The organism is Glaciecola sp. HTCC2999, assembly GCF_000155775.1.
GTDB lineage: Bacteria > Pseudomonadota > Gammaproteobacteria > Enterobacterales > Alteromonadaceae > Opacimonas.
On the sequence record NZ_DS989815.1, the window covers coordinates 30209 to 53873 of the forward strand.

At 40.9% G+C, this 23665-nt stretch carries 19 protein-coding genes and 1 pseudogene; 6 read left to right on the forward strand and 14 right to left on the reverse strand.

Annotated elements, in window-relative coordinates:
• Positions 1-2715 carry a M14 metallopeptidase family protein gene (locus tag G2999_RS10530; RefSeq protein ID WP_232222452.1) on the reverse strand — a complete coding sequence of 905 codons (2715 nt, stop codon included), beginning with the start codon at positions 2713-2715 and terminating at the stop codon, positions 1-3.
• Between the two features lie 180 nt (positions 2716-2895).
• Between G2999_RS10530 and nfuA the strand changes: the two genes are divergently transcribed.
• Positions 2896-3474, forward strand: coding sequence for a Fe-S biogenesis protein NfuA (gene nfuA, locus G2999_RS10535; RefSeq protein WP_010181506.1), 579 nt, complete (start codon positions 2896-2898; stop codon positions 3472-3474).
• A gap of 127 nt (positions 3475-3601) precedes the next feature.
• On the forward strand, positions 3602-4735 hold the full coding sequence (locus G2999_RS10540) for a polysaccharide deacetylase family protein (protein WP_010181508.1): 1134 nt from the start codon (positions 3602-3604) through the stop codon (positions 4733-4735).
• Between the two features lie 51 nt (positions 4736-4786).
• On the opposite strand, the gene G2999_RS10545 is transcribed toward G2999_RS10540, so the two are convergent.
• From G2999_RS10545 to G2999_RS12375, 5 genes are read right to left on the reverse strand one after another with little or no spacing between them, the layout of a single operon-like run.
• On the reverse strand, positions 4787-5473 hold the full coding sequence (locus tag G2999_RS10545; RefSeq protein ID WP_010181510.1) for an SCO family protein: 687 nt from the start codon (positions 5471-5473) through the stop codon (positions 4787-4789).
• 23 nt (positions 5474-5496) lie between these two features.
• The gene (gene cyoE, locus G2999_RS10550; protein WP_010181512.1) at positions 5497-6414 is read right to left on the reverse strand and encodes a heme o synthase; all 918 of its coding nucleotides are present in this window, start codon (positions 6412-6414) and stop codon (positions 5497-5499) included.
• 11 nt (positions 6415-6425) lie between these two features.
• Positions 6426-7403, reverse strand: a complete 978-nt coding sequence (locus tag G2999_RS10555) for a heme A synthase (RefSeq protein ID WP_010181514.1) — start codon at positions 7401-7403, stop codon at positions 6426-6428.
• Positions 7404-7412: 9 nt separating this feature from the next.
• Positions 7413-8006 (reverse strand): hypothetical protein, encoded by a 594-nt coding sequence (locus G2999_RS10560; RefSeq protein WP_010181515.1) that lies wholly within the window; start codon positions 8004-8006, stop codon positions 7413-7415.
• Between the two features lie 19 nt (positions 8007-8025).
• Positions 8026-8760: an SURF1 family protein gene (locus tag G2999_RS12375; protein ID WP_010181517.1), complete on the reverse strand. Its 735-nt coding sequence runs from the start codon at positions 8758-8760 to the stop codon at positions 8026-8028.
• A gap of 38 nt (positions 8761-8798) precedes the next feature.
• Between G2999_RS12375 and G2999_RS10570 the strand changes: the two genes are divergently transcribed.
• Positions 8799-9008 (forward strand): DUF2909 family protein, encoded by a 210-nt coding sequence (locus G2999_RS10570; RefSeq protein ID WP_010181519.1) that lies wholly within the window; start codon positions 8799-8801, stop codon positions 9006-9008.
• An 84-nt stretch (positions 9009-9092) separates the two neighbouring features.
• Here G2999_RS10570 and G2999_RS10575 read toward each other — a convergent pair whose 3' ends face one another.
• The 5 genes from G2999_RS10575 to lexA form a co-directional block, all read right to left on the reverse strand.
• On the reverse strand, positions 9093-9974 hold the full coding sequence (locus G2999_RS10575) for a cytochrome c oxidase subunit 3 (protein ID WP_010181521.1): 882 nt from the start codon (positions 9972-9974) through the stop codon (positions 9093-9095).
• Positions 9975-9986: 12 nt separating this feature from the next.
• Positions 9987-10562: a cytochrome c oxidase assembly protein gene (locus G2999_RS10580; RefSeq protein ID WP_010181523.1), complete on the reverse strand. Its 576-nt coding sequence runs from the start codon at positions 10560-10562 to the stop codon at positions 9987-9989.
• Positions 10563-10587: 25 nt separating this feature from the next.
• Complete coding sequence (gene ctaD / locus G2999_RS10585; protein WP_010181525.1) at positions 10588-12186, reverse strand: cytochrome c oxidase subunit I; 1599 nt, start codon at positions 12184-12186, stop codon at positions 10588-10590.
• A gap of 12 nt (positions 12187-12198) precedes the next feature.
• Positions 12199-13314, reverse strand: coding sequence for a cytochrome c oxidase subunit II (gene coxB / locus G2999_RS10590; RefSeq protein ID WP_050751053.1), 1116 nt, complete (start codon positions 13312-13314; stop codon positions 12199-12201).
• A gap of 403 nt (positions 13315-13717) precedes the next feature.
• Positions 13718-14341, reverse strand: a complete 624-nt coding sequence (gene lexA / locus G2999_RS10595) for a transcriptional repressor LexA (RefSeq protein WP_010181530.1) — start codon at positions 14339-14341, stop codon at positions 13718-13720.
• Between the two features lie 132 nt (positions 14342-14473).
• On the opposite strand from lexA, the gene plsB reads away from it, so the two are divergent.
• Positions 14474-16912, forward strand: coding sequence for a glycerol-3-phosphate 1-O-acyltransferase PlsB (gene plsB, locus G2999_RS10600; protein WP_010181532.1), 2439 nt, complete (start codon positions 14474-14476; stop codon positions 16910-16912).
• Positions 16913-16916: 4 nt separating this feature from the next.
• Here plsB and ilvA read toward each other — a convergent pair whose 3' ends face one another.
• Both ilvA and ilvD read right to left on the reverse strand, forming a co-directional pair.
• Positions 16917-18455 (reverse strand): threonine ammonia-lyase, biosynthetic, encoded by a 1539-nt coding sequence (ilvA, locus tag G2999_RS10605; RefSeq protein WP_010181534.1) that lies wholly within the window; start codon positions 18453-18455, stop codon positions 16917-16919.
• 3 nt (positions 18456-18458) lie between these two features.
• A complete protein-coding gene (gene ilvD / locus G2999_RS10610; protein WP_010181536.1) occupies positions 18459-20306 on the reverse strand; it encodes a dihydroxy-acid dehydratase in 1848 nt (615 codons plus the stop codon).
• 375 nt (positions 20307-20681) lie between these two features.
• On the opposite strand from ilvD, the gene G2999_RS10620 reads away from it, so the two are divergent.
• The gene (locus tag G2999_RS10620) at positions 20682-22238 is read left to right on the forward strand and encodes a YifB family Mg chelatase-like AAA ATPase (protein ID WP_010181538.1); all 1557 of its coding nucleotides are present in this window, start codon (positions 20682-20684) and stop codon (positions 22236-22238) included.
• Positions 22239-22278: 40 nt separating this feature from the next.
• On the opposite strand, the gene ilvY is transcribed toward G2999_RS10620, so the two are convergent.
• The gene (ilvY, locus tag G2999_RS10625) at positions 22279-23133 is read right to left on the reverse strand and encodes an HTH-type transcriptional activator IlvY (protein ID WP_010181540.1); all 855 of its coding nucleotides are present in this window, start codon (positions 23131-23133) and stop codon (positions 22279-22281) included.
• Between the two features lie 185 nt (positions 23134-23318).
• On the opposite strand from ilvY, the pseudogene G2999_RS12380 reads away from it, so the two are divergent.
• Positions 23319-23665 (forward strand): annotated as a pseudogene (locus tag G2999_RS12380) (ketol-acid reductoisomerase); the annotation flags it as partial.

A 23665-nucleotide genomic window follows, 5' to 3' on the forward strand; every position in this document is an offset into this window, starting at 1 on the left:
TTATCTGATTTTAATTAATGGTGCCATAAATATCGCATTAGCCATTAATTTCTCAGTCCCGCGCCAATACCCTCTGAAGTTCACATTGTCTGCAAAACCAATCACACGACCACGGCCGTAGGGATGTGCAACAATCGCAGAACTTTGAGCAATTAAGTCCTGCAATGCCTGAGCACTGTATCCACCTAGCAGCGGTGTATTAGAATATTGAGCGACTTCAATAAATGGCTTATCTACAGCATTCATTACCATATTACTGGTTTTGAACAGCGGTAAATTCATGTTACTTGCATTAGCATTAAGTGTTCCTGCATTATTGGTAACACCAAACATAAGAGGGTGTGTCTCATCAACTCTCGCTTCGTAAACAGCACCAGCGACCAGTTTTTGTGCATAACGTGTATCCTGGTCGGCAAAATGTAACCCTTGAGCACTAAATTGATCATCGAGCGTACTATTACTCAGTATCGATGCTTCTAGTAATCCGTGATCAGCTAGAAACTTAGCACCACGCTTTGCCCCAATTATCACACCACCAGCGCTTACCCAAGTTTTCAACGCTGATATCTCATGTTCTGACAAGTCACTATAACGACCAGATGCAATTATAATATGGGTAAAGTCAGCTAAATTTACTCGCCCCAAACGGTCTTGATCAACAATTGTCGTTGGTATGGTTAAACGTGTATCGAGATAATGCCAAATTTCGCCTACTTCATATTGAGACGCACCTAAACCGCCAAGTATCATCACTTTTGGTAAAGTGGCGACTTGCATACTTGGACTTCCCACATCAACCCCCTGCGGAGTTAATCCTGACGCTAATCCGTGAAGCTGAATATGCAAGTGATCCGCGAGCTGTCGTAATTTTGTTTCCCAATTATCAGCATGACGCAAACCTGCTGGAACGAGTATAGTTCCTGCTGGAAAGTGTTGTGTTTCATTATTCTGCGTGACGGCACTAAAGGGCTTACTAGCTATACGTGCTTGAATACCATGAGCTAAAGCTCGATATAATAATGCAGGTGCTGTGGACTCATCCCAACGAAATGCATAACCCACTTTAGTATTCCCAAGATCATTATTAACCTCCCTCAATGGTAAGTAAGTGCTTACATATTTAGTTTTGATCCGCTTAGTTTCACGTTTCGTTAATGGGGTATAATCTAGGTTATATGCAAAGGCAATATTCCAATTAGAAACATCATAAAAAGTGTTATTCGGGAAATTTTGACGAGTCGAAAACAATGAAGAAAGTAAGCGATACTGTGGTTGGTTAGTACTTACTAATATTGCTTTGTCTGCTTGATAAAGCACATCATTCACTGTGATATCATTCGTTAATAACTCAGTGCGAATGTGATGTGCATTAAGTGTCTCTATAAAAACTTTGTTGCGTGTCGTATCCGTACTTAACTGCACTAAATAACCACCGATAGTATCGGCTTGTTGTAGTGCCTGTGTTTCTTTAACAAAGTTAGCATGATGCGCCTGAAATGCAGACTTATTTGCCAAGGCTCCAGCAAACGTCGAAAAGCTGGTCGTCACTTGATTCTGAATGCTTTGGGCGAAACTTAAAGGTCCATTTATTGACGTTTGAAGGTGACCACGAGAACTAGCTTGTTCAAATAAGATACCTACCGCTCCATGAGCATCAGGGTAGGTCGATCCTTTACCATAATAAAAGTCGTCAAAGTTTTCTTGCGTGTAATACATTTGACCTTTATCGTCGAGAGCCTGGGCATGGAACTCACCTAACACATTCGTTAACGCCACATTCTCATCACCCGTGAGAGGATTCTTACGCGATGGTACCCCTGGTTGAAAGAAATAAGTCGCATTAGTGCCCATTTCATGAAAATCAGTCAAAATATGCGGACGCCATGCATGAAATTGTGCAATTCTTGCCTGAGATTCTGGATGAGTGAGTAATACCCAGTCACGATTTAGATCGAACCAATAGTGATTAGTGCGCCCACTTGGAAAGCGTTCAGCATGTTCACGATGCATGGCATGTGCAGATGGGTGTTTACCTTTATGCATATTCGCCCATTGTGCAAAACGAGCAAGCCCATCGGGGTTAAGAGATGGATCTAGCAAAATAACCGCATTATCTAGTAAGGCATCCACTTCGGGGCCTTGTGCAGCTGCTAAATAATAAGCGATTAGCAACGAGGCATTACTACCTGACGGCTCATTTCCATGAACTGAATACCCCATATTGATGACTAAAGGGGCATCAGCCTCAGGCATTGTGCCTTTAGCGATAGTAGACTGATGTGCTGTTTTAATAGCCTCAATATTTCGTTGATTATCGATGGAAGTGATTGTCAACAACACCAATTCGCGCTGTTCATGGGTATGCCCCGTCACAGATAATGTTACCCGTTCTGAGGTTTCTGCTAACACCTTCATATACGCCAATAACTGATCATGACGCACATGCCAAGTGCCTACGGGATAACCTAAAATTGATTCTGGCTTTGGAATATTCTGATTATACGTGACATTATTGGGTAAATAATCCATATCAGAGCTAGCTAAAAAAACCTGTTCCGGATTATTAGCGGCAAAACCAGGCACGTACATTGATACACGTTGATGTTCTCCGGAATGATGATTGTGGGTCGAAGCGTTGGCGCGATTTTGTAGGGCGGTTGTTACGCTGATCAATGCGAATAATGCCAAATTTACTATCTTCATAGTGTTAGTCATTTTAATCCTTAATCCGTTAACATAATGTTGTTATTATATTTATTGAGTATTGTCATTAAAAAATGACATATTTGCAATTTAATCGTATTGTATTGCAAAAAGTTATTAATACTTGACTGTTTTAGTCGGGTAATAATGCTATCATTAGCTATTATTTATGGGAAATTTAGGAAGCACCCTATGGTCAATATTTCAGAAACTGCTCAAGCGCATTTTGTTAAACTTCTTAAAAACCAAGAAGATAACACGAATATTCGTGTATTTGTTGTGAATCCTGGTACGTCAACTGCAGAGTGCGGTGTCTCCTATTGCACACCGGATGCTGTTGAAGCGACAGATATCCGTCTGCCTTTCAATGGTTTTGACGCGGTCGTAGATCAAGAGTCAGCGCCGTTTTTAGAAGAAGCGGAAATTGACTTCGTGACGGACCAAATGGGTTCGCAATTAACGTTAAAAGCACCTAACGCAAAAGCACGTAAAATCGCAGATGACGCACCACTTATTGATCGTGTTGAGTATTTAATTCAAACGGAGATTAATCCACAATTAGCCAATCATAACGGCCAAGTCACTCTCACGGGTATTACTGATGATGGCATAGCCATTTTACAGTTTGGTGGCGGTTGTAACGGTTGTTCGATGGTTGATGTCACATTGAAGGATGGCATCGAAAAACAAATGCTAGAACAATTTGCAGGGGAGTTGACCGGCGTACGTGATGCAACGGAACACGCTGCAGGAGAGCACTCTTATTATTAATGTGTTTATTCAAGTCCTTGGCATTACATTCGTTTAGTTGAACCAACATGGCGCTGATAGTATAGCTTATCAGCGCATACTCAATCTTTTATCACTACATCTCATTTAATTTTACGGGATAATTGACATGTATCACTCATTTAAGACATGCTTTTTATTAACCATGGCGAGTGCCTTATTTGTCTATAGCAGTTTAACTTTTGCCAAAACAAGTGAAATAACGACACTTACTACTCCACTAAAAGACAACTTAGTCATTCTTCAGTACCACCATGTATCCAACAACACACCTAAGATCACTTCAACGCCACCGGATGTGTTTGCAGAACATCTTGCCTATTTGTATGAGCATTTTAATGTCGTCGCATTACCAGATGCAATCAACGCTCTGCAAAATGGCACTAAGTTACCAGATAAATCTGTTGCGATTACCTTTGATGATGGTTTTGATAATATCCTGATAAATGCCCATCCTTTACTACGCAAATATGATTTCCCCTATACAATTTTTATCAATCCAGCTCTGATTGGTCGCAGTAGCCAACAGCTGACATGGGAAGAAGTTACGCAGATGAGTCAAGAAGGGGTAACCTTTGCAAATCATACATTAGAACACCAACATTTATTAAATCGGCAAAAACTGAAATCGAATAATAGTCACAATCAGTATGAAGCTATAGAGAATGAGGCACAATGGTTGACTCGAGTCCTGAATGACATTTCACAAGCAGAAGCCATATTAAAAGGGCGATTAGGATATTCATTACGATATCTAGCCTACCCTTATGGCGAGTTTAATCGTACGCTGAGCGATGCGTTAAACAAGCTTGATTATGTGGGATTCGCCCAGCATTCTGGTGGGATAAGTAGTCAAAGTGATTTTTCAGCATTACCTCGCTACCCTGCGGCAGGAAGATACGCTAAATTAGACACGTTAAAAATAAAACTTAACAGTTTAGCGATGCCAGTATTAGAGTCTAAAATCAGTGATCCTGAATTATCTGAAAGTACCCCCAATGAATTACGTCTCACATTAGATGCTAAAGATTTTAACCTCAGCAATGTGAATTGCTTTTACCAAGGTGAACTTCAACCAATCACAATTAACGATGATGTATTAATTATACAATTAAGTGATAACATTCCTGTGGGGCGTTCACGTATGAATTGCACTGCGCGGAGTAAAAGTGAAAAAGACCGATATTATTGGTTATCACAGCCGTTTTTCAAAGCGAATCAAAACGGCTTGTATATTGATTAATGTGTCGCTTTATTTTGCGTAGTCACATTCATTCGGTATTTTACGTAAACTTCATTTACCTGCAGCAAAATTAATTACTTTTGGCATATCTGCAATGATTTGCTGTGTATCGCTAATCGCAATTTGACCTGGGGTATGATTAGGTTTGAAACGTCCTATCACTTGGCCTAAAGGGTTGATCACCACAACCGAGCCAGAATGATCCACTAAATAATTTGGATCATCCGTACTTTGTGACATGGAATACATCATTCCCATGCTACGCACTAGTGGGTAGAGCTGTTTATGCTCGGCTGTCGCGGCGAGAAAATTTGGATTAAAAAAACCAATATACTCAGCTAATCTCTCAATTGTGTCGCGCTTAGGATCAACGGATAAAAACCATACTTTAATGGGCTGATCTTGCGCTTGTTCAATAATACTTGGATATGCTTGGTTAAGCGCCGCTAACGTTGTGGGACAGATATCAGGGCAATAGGTATAGCCCACAAATGCCAATGTCCATTGATTATATAAATCAGCATTTGTCATGGACATTTGCTTATGGTTAGTCAAGGTGAAGTCGCTGAGCTTTCGCGGTTTAGGGTACCACTGCATATATTGAGTACCGGAAGGGTGAGCATCAGGATTATACGATGTACTAACCGGTTGACTATCCGATGTTTCATAAATACTTACACCAAATCCAATACCAATCACAAAGGCTAGCCCTATGATAATTTTAATGATCGTATTCATGTCTAGTTCCTTGAAATTATCACCTATACAGTAATAGGGATGTAGTGATCTAATAATAACACTACAAATAGGACCATTAAATGAATAATCGAAAACTTAAATGTCTGCATAGCAGTTTGCTCTGTGGCATTAAATTTTAATTTATAAGCATAATATAAAAACCCAGTGTTTAAGGCACTCGAACCAACTAAGTAAATTAAATCTGCCATTCCTGCCAAATAAGGTAATAAGCATACTAGGAAAAGTAAGACGGTATATAGCAATACAAAGGTTTTGGTATATTCCACACCGTGCGTCACTGGTAACATAGGGATTTTAGCTTTAGCATAGTCTTTTTCACGGTGAATAGCTAAAGCCCAAAAATGTGGCGGTGTCCACGTGAAAATAATTAATACTAACAATAATGGATACGCATGAATTTCACCGGTAACAGCTGTCCAACCAAGTAATGGCGGAATAGCACCTGCTAACCCTCCAATAACAATATTTTGAGGCGTAGCGCGTTTCAAAAATAATGTATATATGCCCGCATAACCGACTAAACCAGCCAGTGTAAGTACGGCTGTTAAACGGTTAATCCACAAGTCTAATGCAGCAAATCCAAGTACCCCGAGGACCAATGCAAACATTAATGCTTGTTTACTCGACACTCGACCTTTCGCCACGGGGCGATTGACTGTTCGTGCCATTTTACTATCGATTTCATGATCAACAACATGATTGACGACAGCGGCAGCAGATGACAACGCCCCAATACCAAATAACCCAATGATCAACGTCTGCGCAGGGATCCAAGTTTCGCTCGCTAAACACATCCCGACTAGTGCAGTAAGAAGTAGCAGTAACACCACATTCGGTTTAGTCATTTCGTAATAATCGCGCCATGCGGCACGTTGAGTCGTTTTAGCTGTGGGTTTGGCTATGGATGCACTATTGGCCATGAAAAAATCTCCTACACTCGTCGATAAAGGGTATATGTGGTCATTACCATGACCAATAATAAACAAGCTGCCACTGCATTATGCAGCGTTGCGACGGTTAATGGTAAAGAGTAAACAACATTACTGATACCAAGTAATACTTGAGCTGTCAGCACAACGACAATCGTCACACCTAATTTACGTAGTAGATTTGAGTTTGATTTACTAAACAAAACAAATGCTAACCAAATTAAATATGCACTTACCACAATGGCACCGATACGATGGATAATATGCATTGTCATGCGCTCATCATACGAATGCACACCAAACTCGTAATTATCAGCCTCTGGAATGCTAAACGCACCAGCAAAATCTAGCCGTGATTGCCAATCCCCTTGGCAAATAGGTAATTCGGTACAAGCTAATGACGCATAATTTGCAGACGTCCATCCACCTAAAGCAATTTGTCCCACTAATAATAATGTTCCGATGAGAGCAAATTTTGCATAGTCACGCATATGTCCGCTGCCCATTGGCAACTGATAAGGGGTCAGCCTTAAATACAATAAAAACACACAAGAAATCACTGTAAAGCCACCTAACAAATGCCCCATCACCACTGCAGGTAGTAAATTAAGAGTCACAGTCCACATGCCTAAGGCGCCTTGAAAACATACTAAGGCTAGTAAGATGATGGGTAACTTAATCGGTTGACCTATTTTACGTTTGAACAGCGCGATACCTGCGATGATTAAAATAAATAATCCTAACGTACTTGCAAAATACCGGTGGATCATTTCATTCCAGGCTTTTTCTACCTCAACCGGTCTCTCTGGAAACGCTTGATTAGCAGCATCAATAGTCTGTTCTGTCATAGGAACACCAATTAGTCCATAACAACCTGGCCAATCCGGACAACCTAAACCTGCATCAGTTAAGCGGGTATATGCACCTAATACAATAACAATTAAAGCAAGTAAAACACTTGCTAGTGCCAATTTTTTCATTAATTTACATCAACCTATTCTAGATAATTTGAGCAGTTTTTTTATATCCGAAAGAATACTTCGACTTGCTTGTACTGCTTCTTCTTTGTTTGAATACAGCTCATGCTTTAACATGCCATTATTCAATGTATCAACAATAAAAATACCATCAGATGATACACTTTTAAACATTTCATTTACATTTTCTTTGGTTAAATTTAACGTTTTAATCTGTTTCATCCTATCTAAGGGAGTATTATTGCTTTTTTGACTTGTATCTAGCGTTACATCTAAAGCGGATAACTGGCTGGTTTCTGTTGTTATAATAAGTGGTTCAACACGATCCATGTGCTTTCCTAATGCAATATGAATTTGCCCTAAAGCATATATGGCATTAGTGCATTTAGCATCACACTCCTCTGGCAACACATACACTAAACGCCACAATGGTGGCAATTCGGAAAAACCTTTCGACAAATCAACAGGAGGGGTAAGTAATTCACCCTGATTGGTCGCACCTTTATTAAACCAATCATTTTCTAATGCCACTTTCGCGAGTATTACGGGAAGTACAAAAACGACTACAAGTGCGATAATTGCTATTTTATTTTTATTTTCTGTCATATGTTTCGCTCTTCTGTTGTTACTTTAGTTTAGACTCATCTTCTACAACGCGTTTTTTTCGTCGCGCCACGATATAAATAATTAACGCTGCAATCGCTAATCCAAACCATTGCATTGCGTAACCAATATGTTTTTCAGGCGCCATCACTACTGGTGTCCATTCTCTTATATAATCTTGAGAAGGTTGAGTCACAGTCAGCATATAAGGTAATAGTGGCTTATCTAACAATTTAGCTATTTCAGTAAATTCTATTTGCTGGATAATTTTAGGAAATATGCCGTCATTCAGCGCAGTCTCAGTAACAAATCGATTCAGCCCAGGAATACTGATGGCACCAGCTAATGGCCTGGAAAGTTCTTCCAGTGAAGGAATATTAGGTAATGCCAAACGATCTTTGCGTCCTTTAACCCAGCCCATATTAACTAATAACCAGCCTTCGGCCGTTCTTACCGGCACAATTAATTTAAATCCAACTTGTCCATTCGATTGTTGATTATCAAGCCATAATAATTTATCGCTATGCTCAAGCGGGGTTAGGTTGATGATGACATCTCTTACATCTGCTAAATTAAGTGTTGCTAAAATACTATGTGAGATCTGACCTTGGGCTTGTCGAATATTGATTTGAGTAATACGTTCTTGTTTCTCTATATATCTAGATACCTGCCAACTACCAAGACCACAAAGTAAGCTTACCACTAAAGCAACAATTAAATGTGAAACAATTGTTAAAACCTTGCTATTATTAGGCATCCATATTTCTCTGACATTTGGTCATATTAAGGTGACTCATGCTTATAAAAATTCTTATTGGCGGTTTATTACTACTTATGTTGTACAGTTTGTTTCAAGCTATGCGTGTGATGATGCAAGGGGATCATGCGAAAACAAACATGTCAAAGTTTATTGGCCGACGCGTATTACTCTCAGCTATTATTATATTACTAATTATTATAGGGGTGGCGACTGGATTAATTGAAGCTAATCCTAGACCTTATTAAGTCGTATCTTTATTTTTTTAAAATTTAATATTTAGTTAAAGACAAAAGCAGCCATATCAAACGATATAGCTGCTTTTTATTTGTTTACAGAATGTATACAAAGAAAAATAACATTACCCAAACTACGTCGACAAAATGCCAATACCAGCTTCCTGCTTGAAAAGCAAAATGGTTATCAGGCGTAAAGTGTCCTTTTTGCACTCTAAACCACAATACAATTAATATCACAGTACCTAAAGTAACATGCATACCGTGAAAACCAGTCAGCATAAAAAACGTATTACCGTATAGACCAGAATCTAAAGTCAAACCAATATCATAAGCGTGGATATATTCTTCAACCTGTAATGCTAAGAAAATGCAACCTAAGATGATGGTAAGACCTAACATCCATGATAACTGTTTGCGTTTATTCTGCTCTAAACCAACATGCGCATAATGGCATGTGATTGATGATGTTAATAACAGCAATGTGTTTATGAGTGGTAATCCAAACCAGCCCATTTGTGTTGATTCAGTACCACCTGGTGTTTGCAATAATGGCCATACAGCCTCAAATCCAGGCCATAACACTTCATTTGTCATCGCATTATTCGATGAACCGCCTAACCATGGTATGGCAATCATACGAGCATAAAACAATGCACCAAAGAAGGCCGCAAAAAACATCACTTCTGAGAAGATAAACCATGCCATACCTTGGCGATAGGAGCGGCCAAGTTGAGCTGAATACAACCCTGACATAGATTCGTGTATTTGATTACGAAACCAGCCTGTTACCATGACGATTAGCATCACAATCCCAGCAAGTAAAATCCATCCACCGAACCCTTCTTTACCTTTAGATACTTCAATAGTGAAGTTACCTGCCCCTACGGCAATTAAAAATAATGCAACTGCGCCTACAATGGGCCAAATGCTTTGTTCAGGGACATAATATTTTTCGTATTGTTCTTGCTGTGCCATTAAAGGACTCCTTTACTCAGATACTTCTGCTTGAGCAGCAGCGACTTTTTCAGCCGCAGCAGTCACATCATACAAAGTATATTGAACAGTAAATGTGGTTAATTCTTCGGGAATTTGTGGATCAACGTAAAACTGCATCGGCATCACTGCCTCCTCGCCAGAAGGAAGTGGTTGATTATTAAAACAAAAACATTCAGTTTTATTCAAGTAGATCGCCGCTGTCCCAGGAGATACGGATGGAATTGCTTGTCCAACAATATCTCGGAACGCAGGATTTCGAACATAAAACTCAACCGTATTTAGCTCACCTGGATGTACCTGAATACGCTCAGTTCTTGCTTCAAATGCCCAAGGCATCCCTGTGGTTGTTTTTGTTATAAATTCCACAGTGATGAGCCTATCTTTGTCTATATCTATTGCTTCATAAACAATGGCAGTTTCATTCGTTTTTCCATTAATGCCTGTGATATCACAGAACACGTCGTACAGAGGGACCAAGGCAAAACCAAAAGTGAACATTCCAAAGACAATCGCGACTAGTTTAATGACTAGTTTCTTATTTGGACTTTCGTTGTATTGTTCACTCATTACCTGTTCCCTATAAATGTAATACTTACTTAATTACAGGGGGTGTATCAAACGTATGATACGGCGCTGGTGAAGGTATTTCCCACTCCAACCCTTCAGCGCCATCCCATACTTGGTCTGTTGCTGGTTCACCTTGCTTACGGCATGCTTTGATGAGTAACGCTAAGAAAATTAGCTGTGATAAACCAAATGCAAAACCACCGATACTTATCCATTTATTAAAGTCGGCAAACTGTAATGCATAATCAGGGATACGGCGAGGCATGCCCGCTAAGCCAACAAAATGCATAGGGAAGAACAGCACGTTAACAGACACTAATGATGCCCAAAAATGCCATTTGGCCAATGTATTGTCGTACATCACACCAGTCCACTTAGGTAACCAATAATAAGCTGCTGCCATTATTGAGAACACAGCACCCGTTACTAGCACATAATGGAAGTGTGCAACGACAAAGTATGTATCATGGTATTGGAAATCTACCGGCGTAATGGCAAGCATTAATCCGGATAACCCACCAATCGTAAATAAGACGACAAAGGCAATGGCAAATAACATTGGGATTTCAAATGTCATAGAACCACGCCACATTGTAGCGACCCAGTTAAAGACTTTTACCCCGGTTGGAACTGATATCAGCATAGTAGCAAACATGAAGAACATTTCAGCAGCTACTGGCATCCCGGTGGTAAACATATGGTGAGCCCATACAATAAAGGATAACAATGCGATTGATGCAGTTGCATAAACCATAGAGGCATACCCAAACAACTTCTTACGAGCAAATGTAGGGATAATGTGCGAGATAATACCAAACGCAGGTAAAATCATAATATACACTTCAGGATGACCAAAGAACCAGAATATGTGTTGGAACATCACCGGATCGCCGCCACCTGCAGCATTGAAAAAGCTAGTGCCAAAATATTTATCCGTTAAAACCATAGTCACCACACCAGCAAGTACCGGCATGACTGCAATCAATAAAAATGCAGTAATTAACCATGTCCAAACAAACATTGGCATTTTCATCCATGTCATACCTGGCGCGCGCATATTCCAAATGGTCACGACCACATTAATCGCACCCATGATAGATGAAATACCCATAATATGGACAGAGAACACAAACAATGCCGTACTATCACTGCTATAAGTAGTAGATAAAGGAGCATAGAATGTCCAACCAAATGCTGGACCACCACCTTCTAGAAATAAGGATGATAATAAAATCAAGAACGCAAATGGTAAGATCCAAAAGCTCCAATTATTCATTCGCGGTAACGCCATGTCAGGCGCACCAATCATCATCGGAATTAACCAATTCGCTAGACCTGTGAATGCCGGCATAACGGCACCAAATACCATGATCAAACCATGAACAGTGGTCATTTGGTTAAAGAAATTAGGATCAACAATTTGCAGACCGGGCTGGAATAATTCCGCTCGGATTACCATGGCCATCGCTCCACCTGTTAAAAACATGATGAAAGAAAACCATAGGTATAAACTGCCTATGTCTTTATGGTTGGTTGTAAATAACCAGCGCTTAATCCCAGTTGGAATGTGGTGGTGATGGTCATCATGTTCGTCATGATGAAGTGTATCGGTAGCAGTACTCATTCTCAGTGCCCCCTATTTACCATTAGCATAAGTATGCACTTCAGACGCTTGTACAATATCACCAGTATTGTTGCCCCATGCATTACGTTGATATGTGATTACCGCTGCAATCTCAGATAGTGTGAGCTGTTTTGCAAATGACTGCATTGCGGTGCCTGTTCGGCCATTGAGTAAGATATCAATATGACCTGAGCGATCATTGAGTGCTAGACTACTACCTTTAATAGCAGGAAATACACCCGGTAAACCTTCACCATTTGGCATGTGACATGCAGCACATTTTGCCAAATATACCTTTTTACCTGTCGTCATTAACTCATCCATGCTCATATTCATTGCTAATAAACGCTCTTCTTCTTCTTTAGCAATTTGGATTGCGGCAATTTTTTCATTTTTCCAAGCTTCATAATCTGCTGGATCTTTAGCAATAACTACAATTGGCATGAACCCATGGTCTTTACCACATAGCTCGGCACATTGACCACGGTATACGCCTGGTTCATTTACATTAGTCCATGCTTCGTTGATAAATCCTGGATTAGCGTCTTTCTTCACCGCAAAATCAGGTACCCACCATGAATGAATCACATCATCTGAAGTAATTAAAAAACGTACTTTTTGTCCAGTAGGAATGACTAATGGGCGATCTACTTCAAGTAAGTAATTCTCCCCTTTAGAAAATTTATTGGATATCTGTTCGCGCTGAGTCGCTAAATTTGAAAAATACTCAATATCTGAGTCCATGTACTTATAATGCCATTTCCACTGGGAGCCTGTAACAAGAACTGTCAAATCGGCATCCGATGTATCTTCCATTGCAATAAGTGTATTCGCCGCAGGTACAGCCATTAAAATCAAAATAATAAAAGGTATTACCGTCCAGGCAATCTCAACTTTGACACTTTCATGAAAGTTTGCAGGTTTAGCACCTCGAGATTTTCGGTGAAGGTACATAGACACAAACATGACACCAAATACAACAACAGCAATACCTATACAGACCATAAACATCAACATATGCAGATCATACACTTGGCTACTGATATCCGTGACACCTTGACGTAAGTTGAGGTCACTTCTTCCTTCTGACTCAACGGACTGAGCCAATGTAGGTAATGAAAGGCACATTGCAAACAATGATGTCCCAATTTTTGTGAGTAGGTTCACTAACCACCTCCAAGAAAATTAAACAAAGCAAAACCTTGGCAAATCATAATTTTGTTAATGTTTTACACCAATTGTTAAGCATAACTACCACTTATGTAAACATGATGTTAAACAATGTATGATAAATACACAACTTTTTTATTGTTTATTTTCAATTAGCTAGAAGGATTCATAGAAAACACCAGTACAAAAATTCTTACACCTATTAATTCTACTCAATATAAACGTTGAACTTTTTTTATTAGCTACCAGTTCGCGAATTTTTGAGCAAAAAAAAGAGTGCTGGTCAAACAAACCAACACTCTTTTTATAATTGATAAATATGTGAATTACCTTCTCATATTAATCTTTATCATAAATAAAATTACATCCAGTCAGCATTTCTAATTACCCCTACGGCAATTCCTTCGATATTAAAGGGCTCTTCAGCTAAATCTACTTTGATAGGATCAAAATCTTCATTCTCTGCATGTAATAGTACATGCTGACCATTTTTCTCTAAACGCTTAACCGTGACATCCTCTCCAACACGTGCCACGACAACCTGCCCGTTATGCACGTCGATAGTCCGATGCACAGCCAATAAATCCCCATCTAAAATGCCAATATCTTTCATCGACATACCATTCACTCGTAACAAGAAATCAGCTTGAGGATGAAATAAATTCGGGTCGACTTGATAATGAGATTCAACATGCTCTTGCGCAAGAATCGGTTCTCCGGCAGCCACCCGACCAATTAAAGGCAAACCTAACTCCTCAGGTGTGTCATCTAATGGAATATTCAATTTAATGCCACGAGACGTCCCTGCAAGAATTTCGATAACACCTTTTCGGGCTAATGCTTTGAGATGTTCTTCAGCAGCATTTGGCGATTTAAATCCTAATTGCCGTGCAATCTCAGCACGAGTGGGGGGCATCCCCGTGTCAAGCATTTTTGCTTTGATTAAATCGAGAACTTCTTGTTGTCTGGGAGTTAGTGGACGCATAAACAGCCTGTTAATTAATACAGTTACTGTTAGTATATCCAGTATTATCTAAATTACAACCCCTGATAAATATCCCTAACCGAAATTGTCATGTATAATCTGGTAAAAATATTGAAGGGTACATCGTAGTTCATGTCTTTTTTTAAAAAATGCTTAATTTCGTTATTATATTGGCCTATCAGGATCTTAGTTAAACCACATACGATCCCTGCCGATGTCAGTGGTGAGCTGGGTATTGAGCCTACTAAGCCTATCATTTATTTATTGCATACTGATTCCATCGCCGATCAACTTGCCTTAGCCTATTCGACTAAAAAGCTTGGATTACCAAGTCCATTATCTCCAGTTAAACTTAAAGACTCGCAACATCCATCGTGTTTATATCTGTATTCTCCAACACCTATATTTAGCAAAACGCCTCCGAAAACAAAAATTGAAATGCAATTTACTGCACTCTTCCATACCCATAGAGCGCAACCAGATTTAGACATTCAAATAGTTCCTGTTTACATCACTTGGGGTCGCGCTCCCGAAAAATCTAAACCAGGATTTTCTGATCTTATTGTCGATGTCGCTTCACCGAGTTGGCTACGTAAATTATTTATTGTGTTATTTTTAGGTAGAGATAATTTTGTATCCTACTCTCGATCTGTATCTTCTCAGTTCATGGCGCAACAACATGGTGACGATAATAAAATTGCACGGAAACTCCTTCGTGTAGCCGCGACCCATTTCCAACGTAAACGCCAAGGACTTATTGGTCCAACATTATTAGAACGACAAACCTTACATTCTGCAGTCATCGGTTCTAACTCAGTAAAACTGGCGATGCGCGATTTAGTCCGCACCAAAAATGTCTTGCCAGAAAAAGCGAAACAAGACGCTCATCAATACCTTGATGAAATTGCCGCTGATTATCGTGAAGGCTTAGTTCGTTTCGCCAATCGCATCCTCACTCCGATATGGAATAAAATTTATAACGGTATATCTGTTTCAAATGCAGCCAAAGTCCGCGAACTTGCCCGTAACGGTCACGAAATCATCTATGTACCATGTCATCGCTCTCACATGGACTACCTGTTATTAACGTATGTTATTTATCATGAAGGTCTAGTTACTCCACATATTGCCGCAGGGATTAACTTGAATTTTTGGCCAGCAGGGCCGATTTTTAGACGTGCTGGCGCTTTCTTTTTGCGTCGAAGTTTCGCCGGGAACAAAGTCTACACAGCAGTTTTTCGGGAATATTTAGAGTTATTATTTAATAAAGGATATTCGGTAAAATATTATCCTGAAGGGGGCCGCTCCAGAACAGGGCGATTACTGCCTCCTAAAACCGGTATGTTAGCAATGACTGTTCAGGCAATGACTAAAGGTATTAATCGACCTGTGAGCATAGTGCCGGTGTATATTGGTTATGAAAATGTCATGGAAGTAAGCTCTTATGTTAAAGAGCTTAAAGGTAAATCTAAAAAGAAAGAATCGCCACTACAAGTGCTTGGTGCAATTAAAAAACTACGTAATTATGGTCATGGTTATTTGAATTTTGGTGAACCTATTCAATTGAATAAATTTCTCGACCAACATGCGCCTGAATGGAGCAATAATATAGATGCAGATGACCTAACTAAAAAACCACAATGGCTGACCCCAGCGGTAAACAGTTTAGCTGATAATATTATGTTAGAGATCAATAAATCAGCTGCGCTTAATGGCATGGCAATGGTTTCTTTATGCTTACTTGCCAGTAAAACGATGACAATGAGTCAAACAGAGATAGAACAATCGATTAATGACTATTTAATGTTATTTAAGGCGCTACCTTTTTCAGACACGATGTCAATTCCAGCATATTCTGCCCCAGAGCTTGTCAACGATGTACTAGCCTTAAAACGACTCGAAGTTAAAAAAGATAAATATGGATCTCTTGTATCACCATTTGCAGGCAAAGCTGTTGCGTTGACTTATTATCGTAATAACATTATTCATTTATTTGCATTGCCTAGCCTTATCACAGCTTTAGTATTTTCTAAAAATGGTTGTGAAAAATCTCACATCATGACAACGGTTAAAACCATTTATCCGCTGCTGCGTAATGAGCTATTTATTTATTTTACGCTTGAAGAAGCACTCACTTATACAGAAGCTTGTATTACACAGCTAAAAGCCCAAGGGTTACTTATCCAATCAGGTCGAAAAATTGTCCCACCTTCAGCTTCAACACCACATTTCCATAGTGCTTGGTTGTTGTCTCGCGTAATGCAAGACACCTGGCAGCGTTATGCGGTCGTATTGACCGTATTAGGAAGTAATAAGGGTGTCAGTCGCGGAGAATTAGAACGAGAGTCGCGCAAAATTGCTGAACGTTTATCTAACCTATATGGTGTCAGCTCGCCTGAATTTTCTGATAAAAATGTCTTTGCTATGCTCGTGAATAGTTTACGTGAAAACGACCTATTAGAATCGGATGAAAGTGGTTCGCTGCATTTAAATGATAATTCAACGGCACTGCACGATTTAGTCAACGAAATTGTCTGGCCAGAAATCGTGCAACATTTACAAAAGATTTAGGCAGTTAGTGACTGCCTAAGAAAAATTGATACGCAGCATTGCCGGTATGTTCTTGGTAGATATAACCAAGAGCATCAAGGTGTGTTTCAAAATCTAAAGACGCATCTTCAGGTAAATCAAAACCTACTAAGACTAATCCTTCAGCTGCACCGTGGTTGCGGTAATGGAACAAGGTAATATCGTAACGCTCACCTAAGGTATTCAAAAAGTGCATTAATGCGCCAGGATACTCAGGAAACTCAAAACCAAACACTCGCTCTTTAATCGCTACTGGCGGTTTTCCACCCACCATATGTCTCACGTGTAATTTAGCAAGCTCATCGTTTGACAAATCTACAGCTTCATAACCATTTTGAGCCAAAGTAGCGGTTAGCTCAGCATATTCTTCTAAACCACGTTTCAATTTAACACCGACAAACACATAAGCCTGTTCGGCATTAGCAAAGCGATAGTTGAATTCGGTGATATTAATACCGCCAAGCACTTCACAAAAACGTTTAAATGAACCTGTAACCTCAGGAATTTTAACCGCAAATACGGCTTCTTTTCCTTCTCCTAACTCGCAGCGCTCAGACACATAACGCAATGTGTGAAAATTAATATTCGCACCACATAAAATGCCACCGATATGCTGACCTTTGATGTTATTGGCTTGACAATACTTGCGTATAGCGGCAACTGATAGTGCCCCTGCAGGCTCTGCAATCACACGAGTGTCATCAAAAATGTCTTTGATTGCGGCACAGATTTCGTCATTGCTTACGGTCATGACTTCATCGACATATTGCTGACAAAGACGAAACGTTTCTTGGCCCATGATCTTGACTGCGACACCATCGGCGAAAATGCCCACCGTCGGTAACATCACTGGCTCACCAGCTTCTAATGCAGCGGCTAAACACGCAGATTCGGCTGATTCAACCGCGATGATCTTTACATCCGGCTTGAGCTGTTTAACATACACCGCAATACCAGCAGCTAAACCACCCCCGCCAACCGCAATGAATAAAGTATCCAAATCCGGCTGTTGTTCTAACATCTCACGGGCAATGGTTCCTTGACCAGCAATCACATCAGGCTCGTCAAACGGTGGAATATAGGTTAAGCCCTTGTCGATACACAACTGCTGTGCAAATTGCGATGCGGTATCAAAACTGGTTCCGTGTTGGACGATAGTAACCCACTCACCGCCAAAACGGCGCACAGCATCAACTTTTATATCTGGCGTGGTTTCCGGCATGACAATCGTGGCATGAATTTGTTTCTTCTTCGCCGCGTAAGCCATCCCTTGAGCATGGTTCCCTGCTGATGCAGCAATCACTCCTTTTTCCAATTGCGCTTGAGACAACTGACAAATACGATTATAAGCGCCACGTAATTTAAATGATTTAACCGGCTGCTGATCTTCTCGTTTTAAATAAATCTGATTACCCAATTCTCCCGATAACCGATTCATTAAATCAAAATCAGAATTAACAGCCGCCTCATAGACAGGTGCGAGTAGGATCTTCTTTAAATATTCACTGGCGCTTACATGGCTCATAATTTAGATATCTTCTAATTTTGATGGATCACGCACCGCACCTTTATCGGCACTGGTCGCTAACATGGCAAATTGACGTAATGCGAGTGACACTTTACGTTCACGGTTCACTGGCTTATATGGACGCTCGCGCGCTTCCATTTTCACTCGGCGAGCATCAAGCTCTTCCGCTGATACCAACACGTCAATAGTACGATTCGGGATATCAATGGCAATCTGATCACCCTCTTCGACTAAGGCGATACCGCCGCCACTGGCCGCTTCTGGTGAACAATGCCCAATCGATAGACCCGAAGTGCCTCCAGAGAAACGACCGTCGGTGATCAATGCACAATCTTTTCCTAACCCTTTAGATTTCAAGTAAGAGGTTGGATATAGCATCTCTTGCATACCTGGACCACCGCGAGGGCCTTCATAACGGATCACGACGACATCACCCGCTTTTACTTCATCATTTAAAATCGCTTTCACTGCGTCATCTTGAGATTCATAAATACGTGCAGGTCCTGTGAATTTGTGGATAGATTCATCCACCCCAGCGGTTTTAACAATACAACCTTTCTCGGCGAGATTACCAGTTAAGACTGCTAAGCCACCCTCTTGGCTATACGCATGTTCAATGGAACGAATACAGCCCTTTTCTCGGTCATTATCACTGTCGTCCCAGCGACAGCTTTGCGAGAACGCTTGTGTAGTTCTGATACCAGCAGGACCTGCTCGATAGAATTTGTCTGCTTCAGGATTATCACGAGTGATATCCATCGACGCAATCACTTCGCCAATGCTGGTGCCTAAAACATGTGGATTATCCGCATGTAACAGACCCGCTTTATTTAACTCGTTCAAAATACCCAATACACCACCGGCACGATGGACATCTTCCATATGGTATTGCGGTGTAGCAGGCGCCACTTTACATAAATGAGGCACTTTACGAGAAAGACGATCAATATCATCCATGGTAAATGGCACTTCACCTTCAATAGCGGCTGCTAATAAATGTAAAATGGTGTTCGTCGACCCACCCATCGCAATATCCAAACTCATGGCGTTTTCAAAGGCGTTGAAGTTCGCAATATTACGAGGTAGAGCACTTTCATCATCATCGCCATAATAGCGTTGACATAATTTCACGATTTCTTGACCCGCACGAATAAATAGCTGCTCACGGTCGGCGTGTGTCGCAAGTAAAGAACCATTGCCAGGCAATGATAAGCCTAGCGCCTCGGTTAAGCAGTTCATTGAGTTCGCGGTAAACATACCTGAGCAGGATCCACAGGTAGGACAGGCTGAACGTTCGATTTCATCAGAGTCGGCATCGGAGACTTTATCATCTGCCGCAGCCACCATTGCATCCACCAAATCAAGTTTGATGATTTGGTCAGAGAGTTTCGTTTTACCTGCTTCCATCGGACCACCTGAAACAAAAATCACAGGCACATTCAAGCGCATTGAAGCCATTAACATCCCAGGCGTGATTTTGTCACAGTTAGAAATACACACTATCGCATCAGCACAATGAGCATTCACCATATATTCGACCGAATCAGCAATGATTTCACGCGACGGCAAGCTATAAAGCATCCCCGAATGACCCATCGCAATACCATCATCAACGGCAATGGTGTTGAATTCTTTCGCCACACCACCGGCCGCTTCAATACTACGCGCAACTAGTTGCCCCATATCTTTTAAATGCACATGCCCTGGTACGAATTGAGTAAATGAGTTGGCTACCGCAATAATCGGTTTCCCAAAATCACTATCTTTCATTCCAGTCGCGCGCCACAATGCACGTGCACCAGCCATATTACGACCTTGAGTAGTCGTTGCCGAACGAAGTTTAGGCATAATTAATCTCTCTTTTCAAAACGAATAAACGGTTTAATTACTGGAATTAGTTACCATGATAATACACCTTAACTTACCTTTACGGTAGGGCAGGTTCATAGTACTAAAGATATCTATTTAGTTTGGTATGTAAGTGAATACATTGATTATTTATCAATATATTCTCTAAATGTGGTCACTGATTGAGCGAACGCTCTTTTTATAGTAAGCCTTATTTTAAGTAGAATTGCAAGCGATTCGTCACCTTACGATAAGTTGATTCACTTTCCTGAACTGATGACCTGTTTTATACCTAATTTGCATATCCTGATCTTCTTCATCTTCCATTTTGGCTATGCTTAACCCTATACCATTTATCCATTCATAGGAGCGACGATGCCCTTATCCGTTATCCATGCGCGCAGTGCTATTGGAATTAAAGCGCCTCTCATCACGATTGAAGTCCATATATCCGCAGGGCTACCGGCTTTTAATGTCGTAGGTTTACCTCATCGTAGCATTTCCGAAGCCAAAGAGCGGGTCCGCAGCGCTATTCTGAATTCGGGCCTAACCTTTCCTCCCAAGCGCATTACCATCAATTTATCACCGGCCGACCTACCTAAACAGGGCGCACGATTTGATCTCGCCATTGCCGTGGGCGTTTTAGCTGCCAGTGGACAAATCCCAATTAATCAATTACATCACTATGAATTTATGGGCGAGCTTGCTCTATCAGGAGAGCTACGTCCGGTTGCTGGTGCCTTTATTGCGGCGTTATCATTACCACGGACTAAGTCCTTGATAACCTGCTCCGAGCATCAAGACGAATTAAGTGTCATCCCTCATCTTAAATCATTTTATGCGGCACATTTACAAAATATCATCACATTTTTTAATGATCACGCTCATGCTGGTTCAACGATTATCTCTAATCCTGCTAAGCCTACTCCCAGGCATTTTCACAGCGACAATACTGAAGCCGATTTTAGGGATGTGTTAGGTCAACCTCACGCAATCAATGCCTGCTTATACGCTGCAGCTGGCGGTCATAATTTACTCCTCTACGGTGCGCCAGGCTCTGGTAAAACAATGCTCGCAGAACGTATTGCTTCGATCATGCCACCGCTCACACAAACTCAAGCTATTGAAAATGCAGCCATTCACTCAGTGGCTGGATTAGATGTTGCATCGCTCTGGGGCAGACGACCATTTCGTCAACCACACCATAGTTCATCAATCCCTGCGTTAACTGGCGGCGGTGTGAAGTTTTGCCCAGGAGAAATGACCCTAGCAAATCATGGGGTGTTATTTTTAGATGAATTGGCGGAGTTTTCGGCCCATGCATTAGACCATCTTAGACAACCCTTAGAGGCGAATACGATTGCCGTTGCTCGCGCTCAGTATCACCTCATCCTACCCGCTCATTTCCAACTCATTGCAGCAATGAATCCAAGCCCTACTGGTGATATTTATAATAATCGCAGTACCTATGATCAAACGGTTCGATACTTGCAAAGAGTTTCCGGCCCCTTATTAGACCGCATTGATATTCAAATAGAGGTGAAAAAAGTGCCCATCAGTGAACTTAGTACACTTAGCCAAACCTCTCCAAGCACTCAATCACGAACATCTTCAGCGACTTTAAAAGCCACTGTCGCTGATACTCAAGCTCGACAAATTTCACGACAAGGCTGTTTGAATGATGCTTTAGACGCCTCTCAAATCAAAGAGTTTTGTCAGTTAGACGAATTATCTTCTGAGTTTTTTAATCGCGCTATCGAAGAATTGGAGTTATCAGCGAGGGTCTACCAGCGCGTTTTAAAAGTCGCGCGAACAATCGCCGATTGTCATTCTGCAGAGAACATCGATTTTGAGCATCTTCGTGATGCCTTAAAATTACGCGCATTTGATCGCTTTGTGCACCACTATACTCAATATGAAAAAATTGTGTAAATGACATCTGCAGTTGTTGATAGAACCGACGCGGTCTCACTTACAACTCAAACATGGCTTTAATCATCGGCTCGTCTTGCTTTCGGGTATGACAACATAACCCAATCTGATATGACTCAATATCGTCAATGTTTATCGCAATCACTTGGTTTGATTGTGCGGAATTATCAAGCACAATCGATGGTACAATTCCGATACCAAAACCTAGAGCCACCATACTCACGATCGCTTCATTTCCCCCGACGGAAGCATAGACTTTTGGTCGAATATTATGCTCAGCAAACCAATGATGCACAATGCGTTTTGAGGGCCCAGATTCTGGCATGATTATTTGATGCTGATCCCATTTTATTTGACGTAAGTGCCTGATCCCTAGCGACTTAGGCACGACTAATACTAACGGCACATCATCAATGGCTTTAAAACGAATATCAGGATGCATTTGCGGTGTTTTTATCGATATCGCGACATCAGCCTGTCCATCAAGCACTTTTTGAATGGATAATGCAGGATCGCCGGTCACCAGTTTAATATCGACCTGAGGGTGCTGAGCACGAAACTGATTCAGCATACCAGGTAAGTGTGAATGTGCCGCCGTGACCGAGCAGTATACGCTCATCTCACCCGTTAAATACTGTGTTTGTTGCGCTAACTGTGATTGCAGTGATTGCCATTGCTGCACTGTCTCAATACTAAACGATAAAAACAGTCGTCCTTCTGGCGTCAGTGAGACCTTACGATTATTACGCTGAAATAGTGTGGCACCTGCGTCTTGTTCTAGCCGTTGGATCGCACGACTGAGTGTTGAAGGAGTAACAAACATCGCTTTCGCGGTCTGCCCAAAATGCAGTGATTGGGCCAAATGATTGAACATCGCGAGAGATTTAATATCCATTAACACACCTAAAAATCAATATAAACAACATCTTGCAATTAATGCAACACAGTTTTGCAAATATATCATTTTTCAACACATAAATCTTAGTTTATATTCCACACCAATCGTCACTGATTATTTGATGGGTGCATTATTCCACCCTGAGCGAACCCATTTTAGTTTGAACAACACGAGAAATCACCATGGCTAACTATTTTAATACATTACCTTTACGCGTTCAGCTTGACCAACTAGGTCAATGCCGTTTTATGGATAGAGAAGAATTTGCAACAGGTTGTGATTTCTTGAAAGGCAAGAAAATCGTCATCGTAGGTTGTGGTGCACAGGGCCTTAACCAAGGTCTTAACATGCGTGATTCTGGTTTAGATGTATCTTATGCATTACGCCAAGCTGCTATCGACGAAAAACGTGAGTCGTTCCAGCGCGCATCAGAAAATGGGTTTACTGTGGGTACTTACCAAGAGCTTATCCCAACAGCTGACATCGTATATAACCTCACTCCTGATAAGCAACACGCATCAGTAGTTGA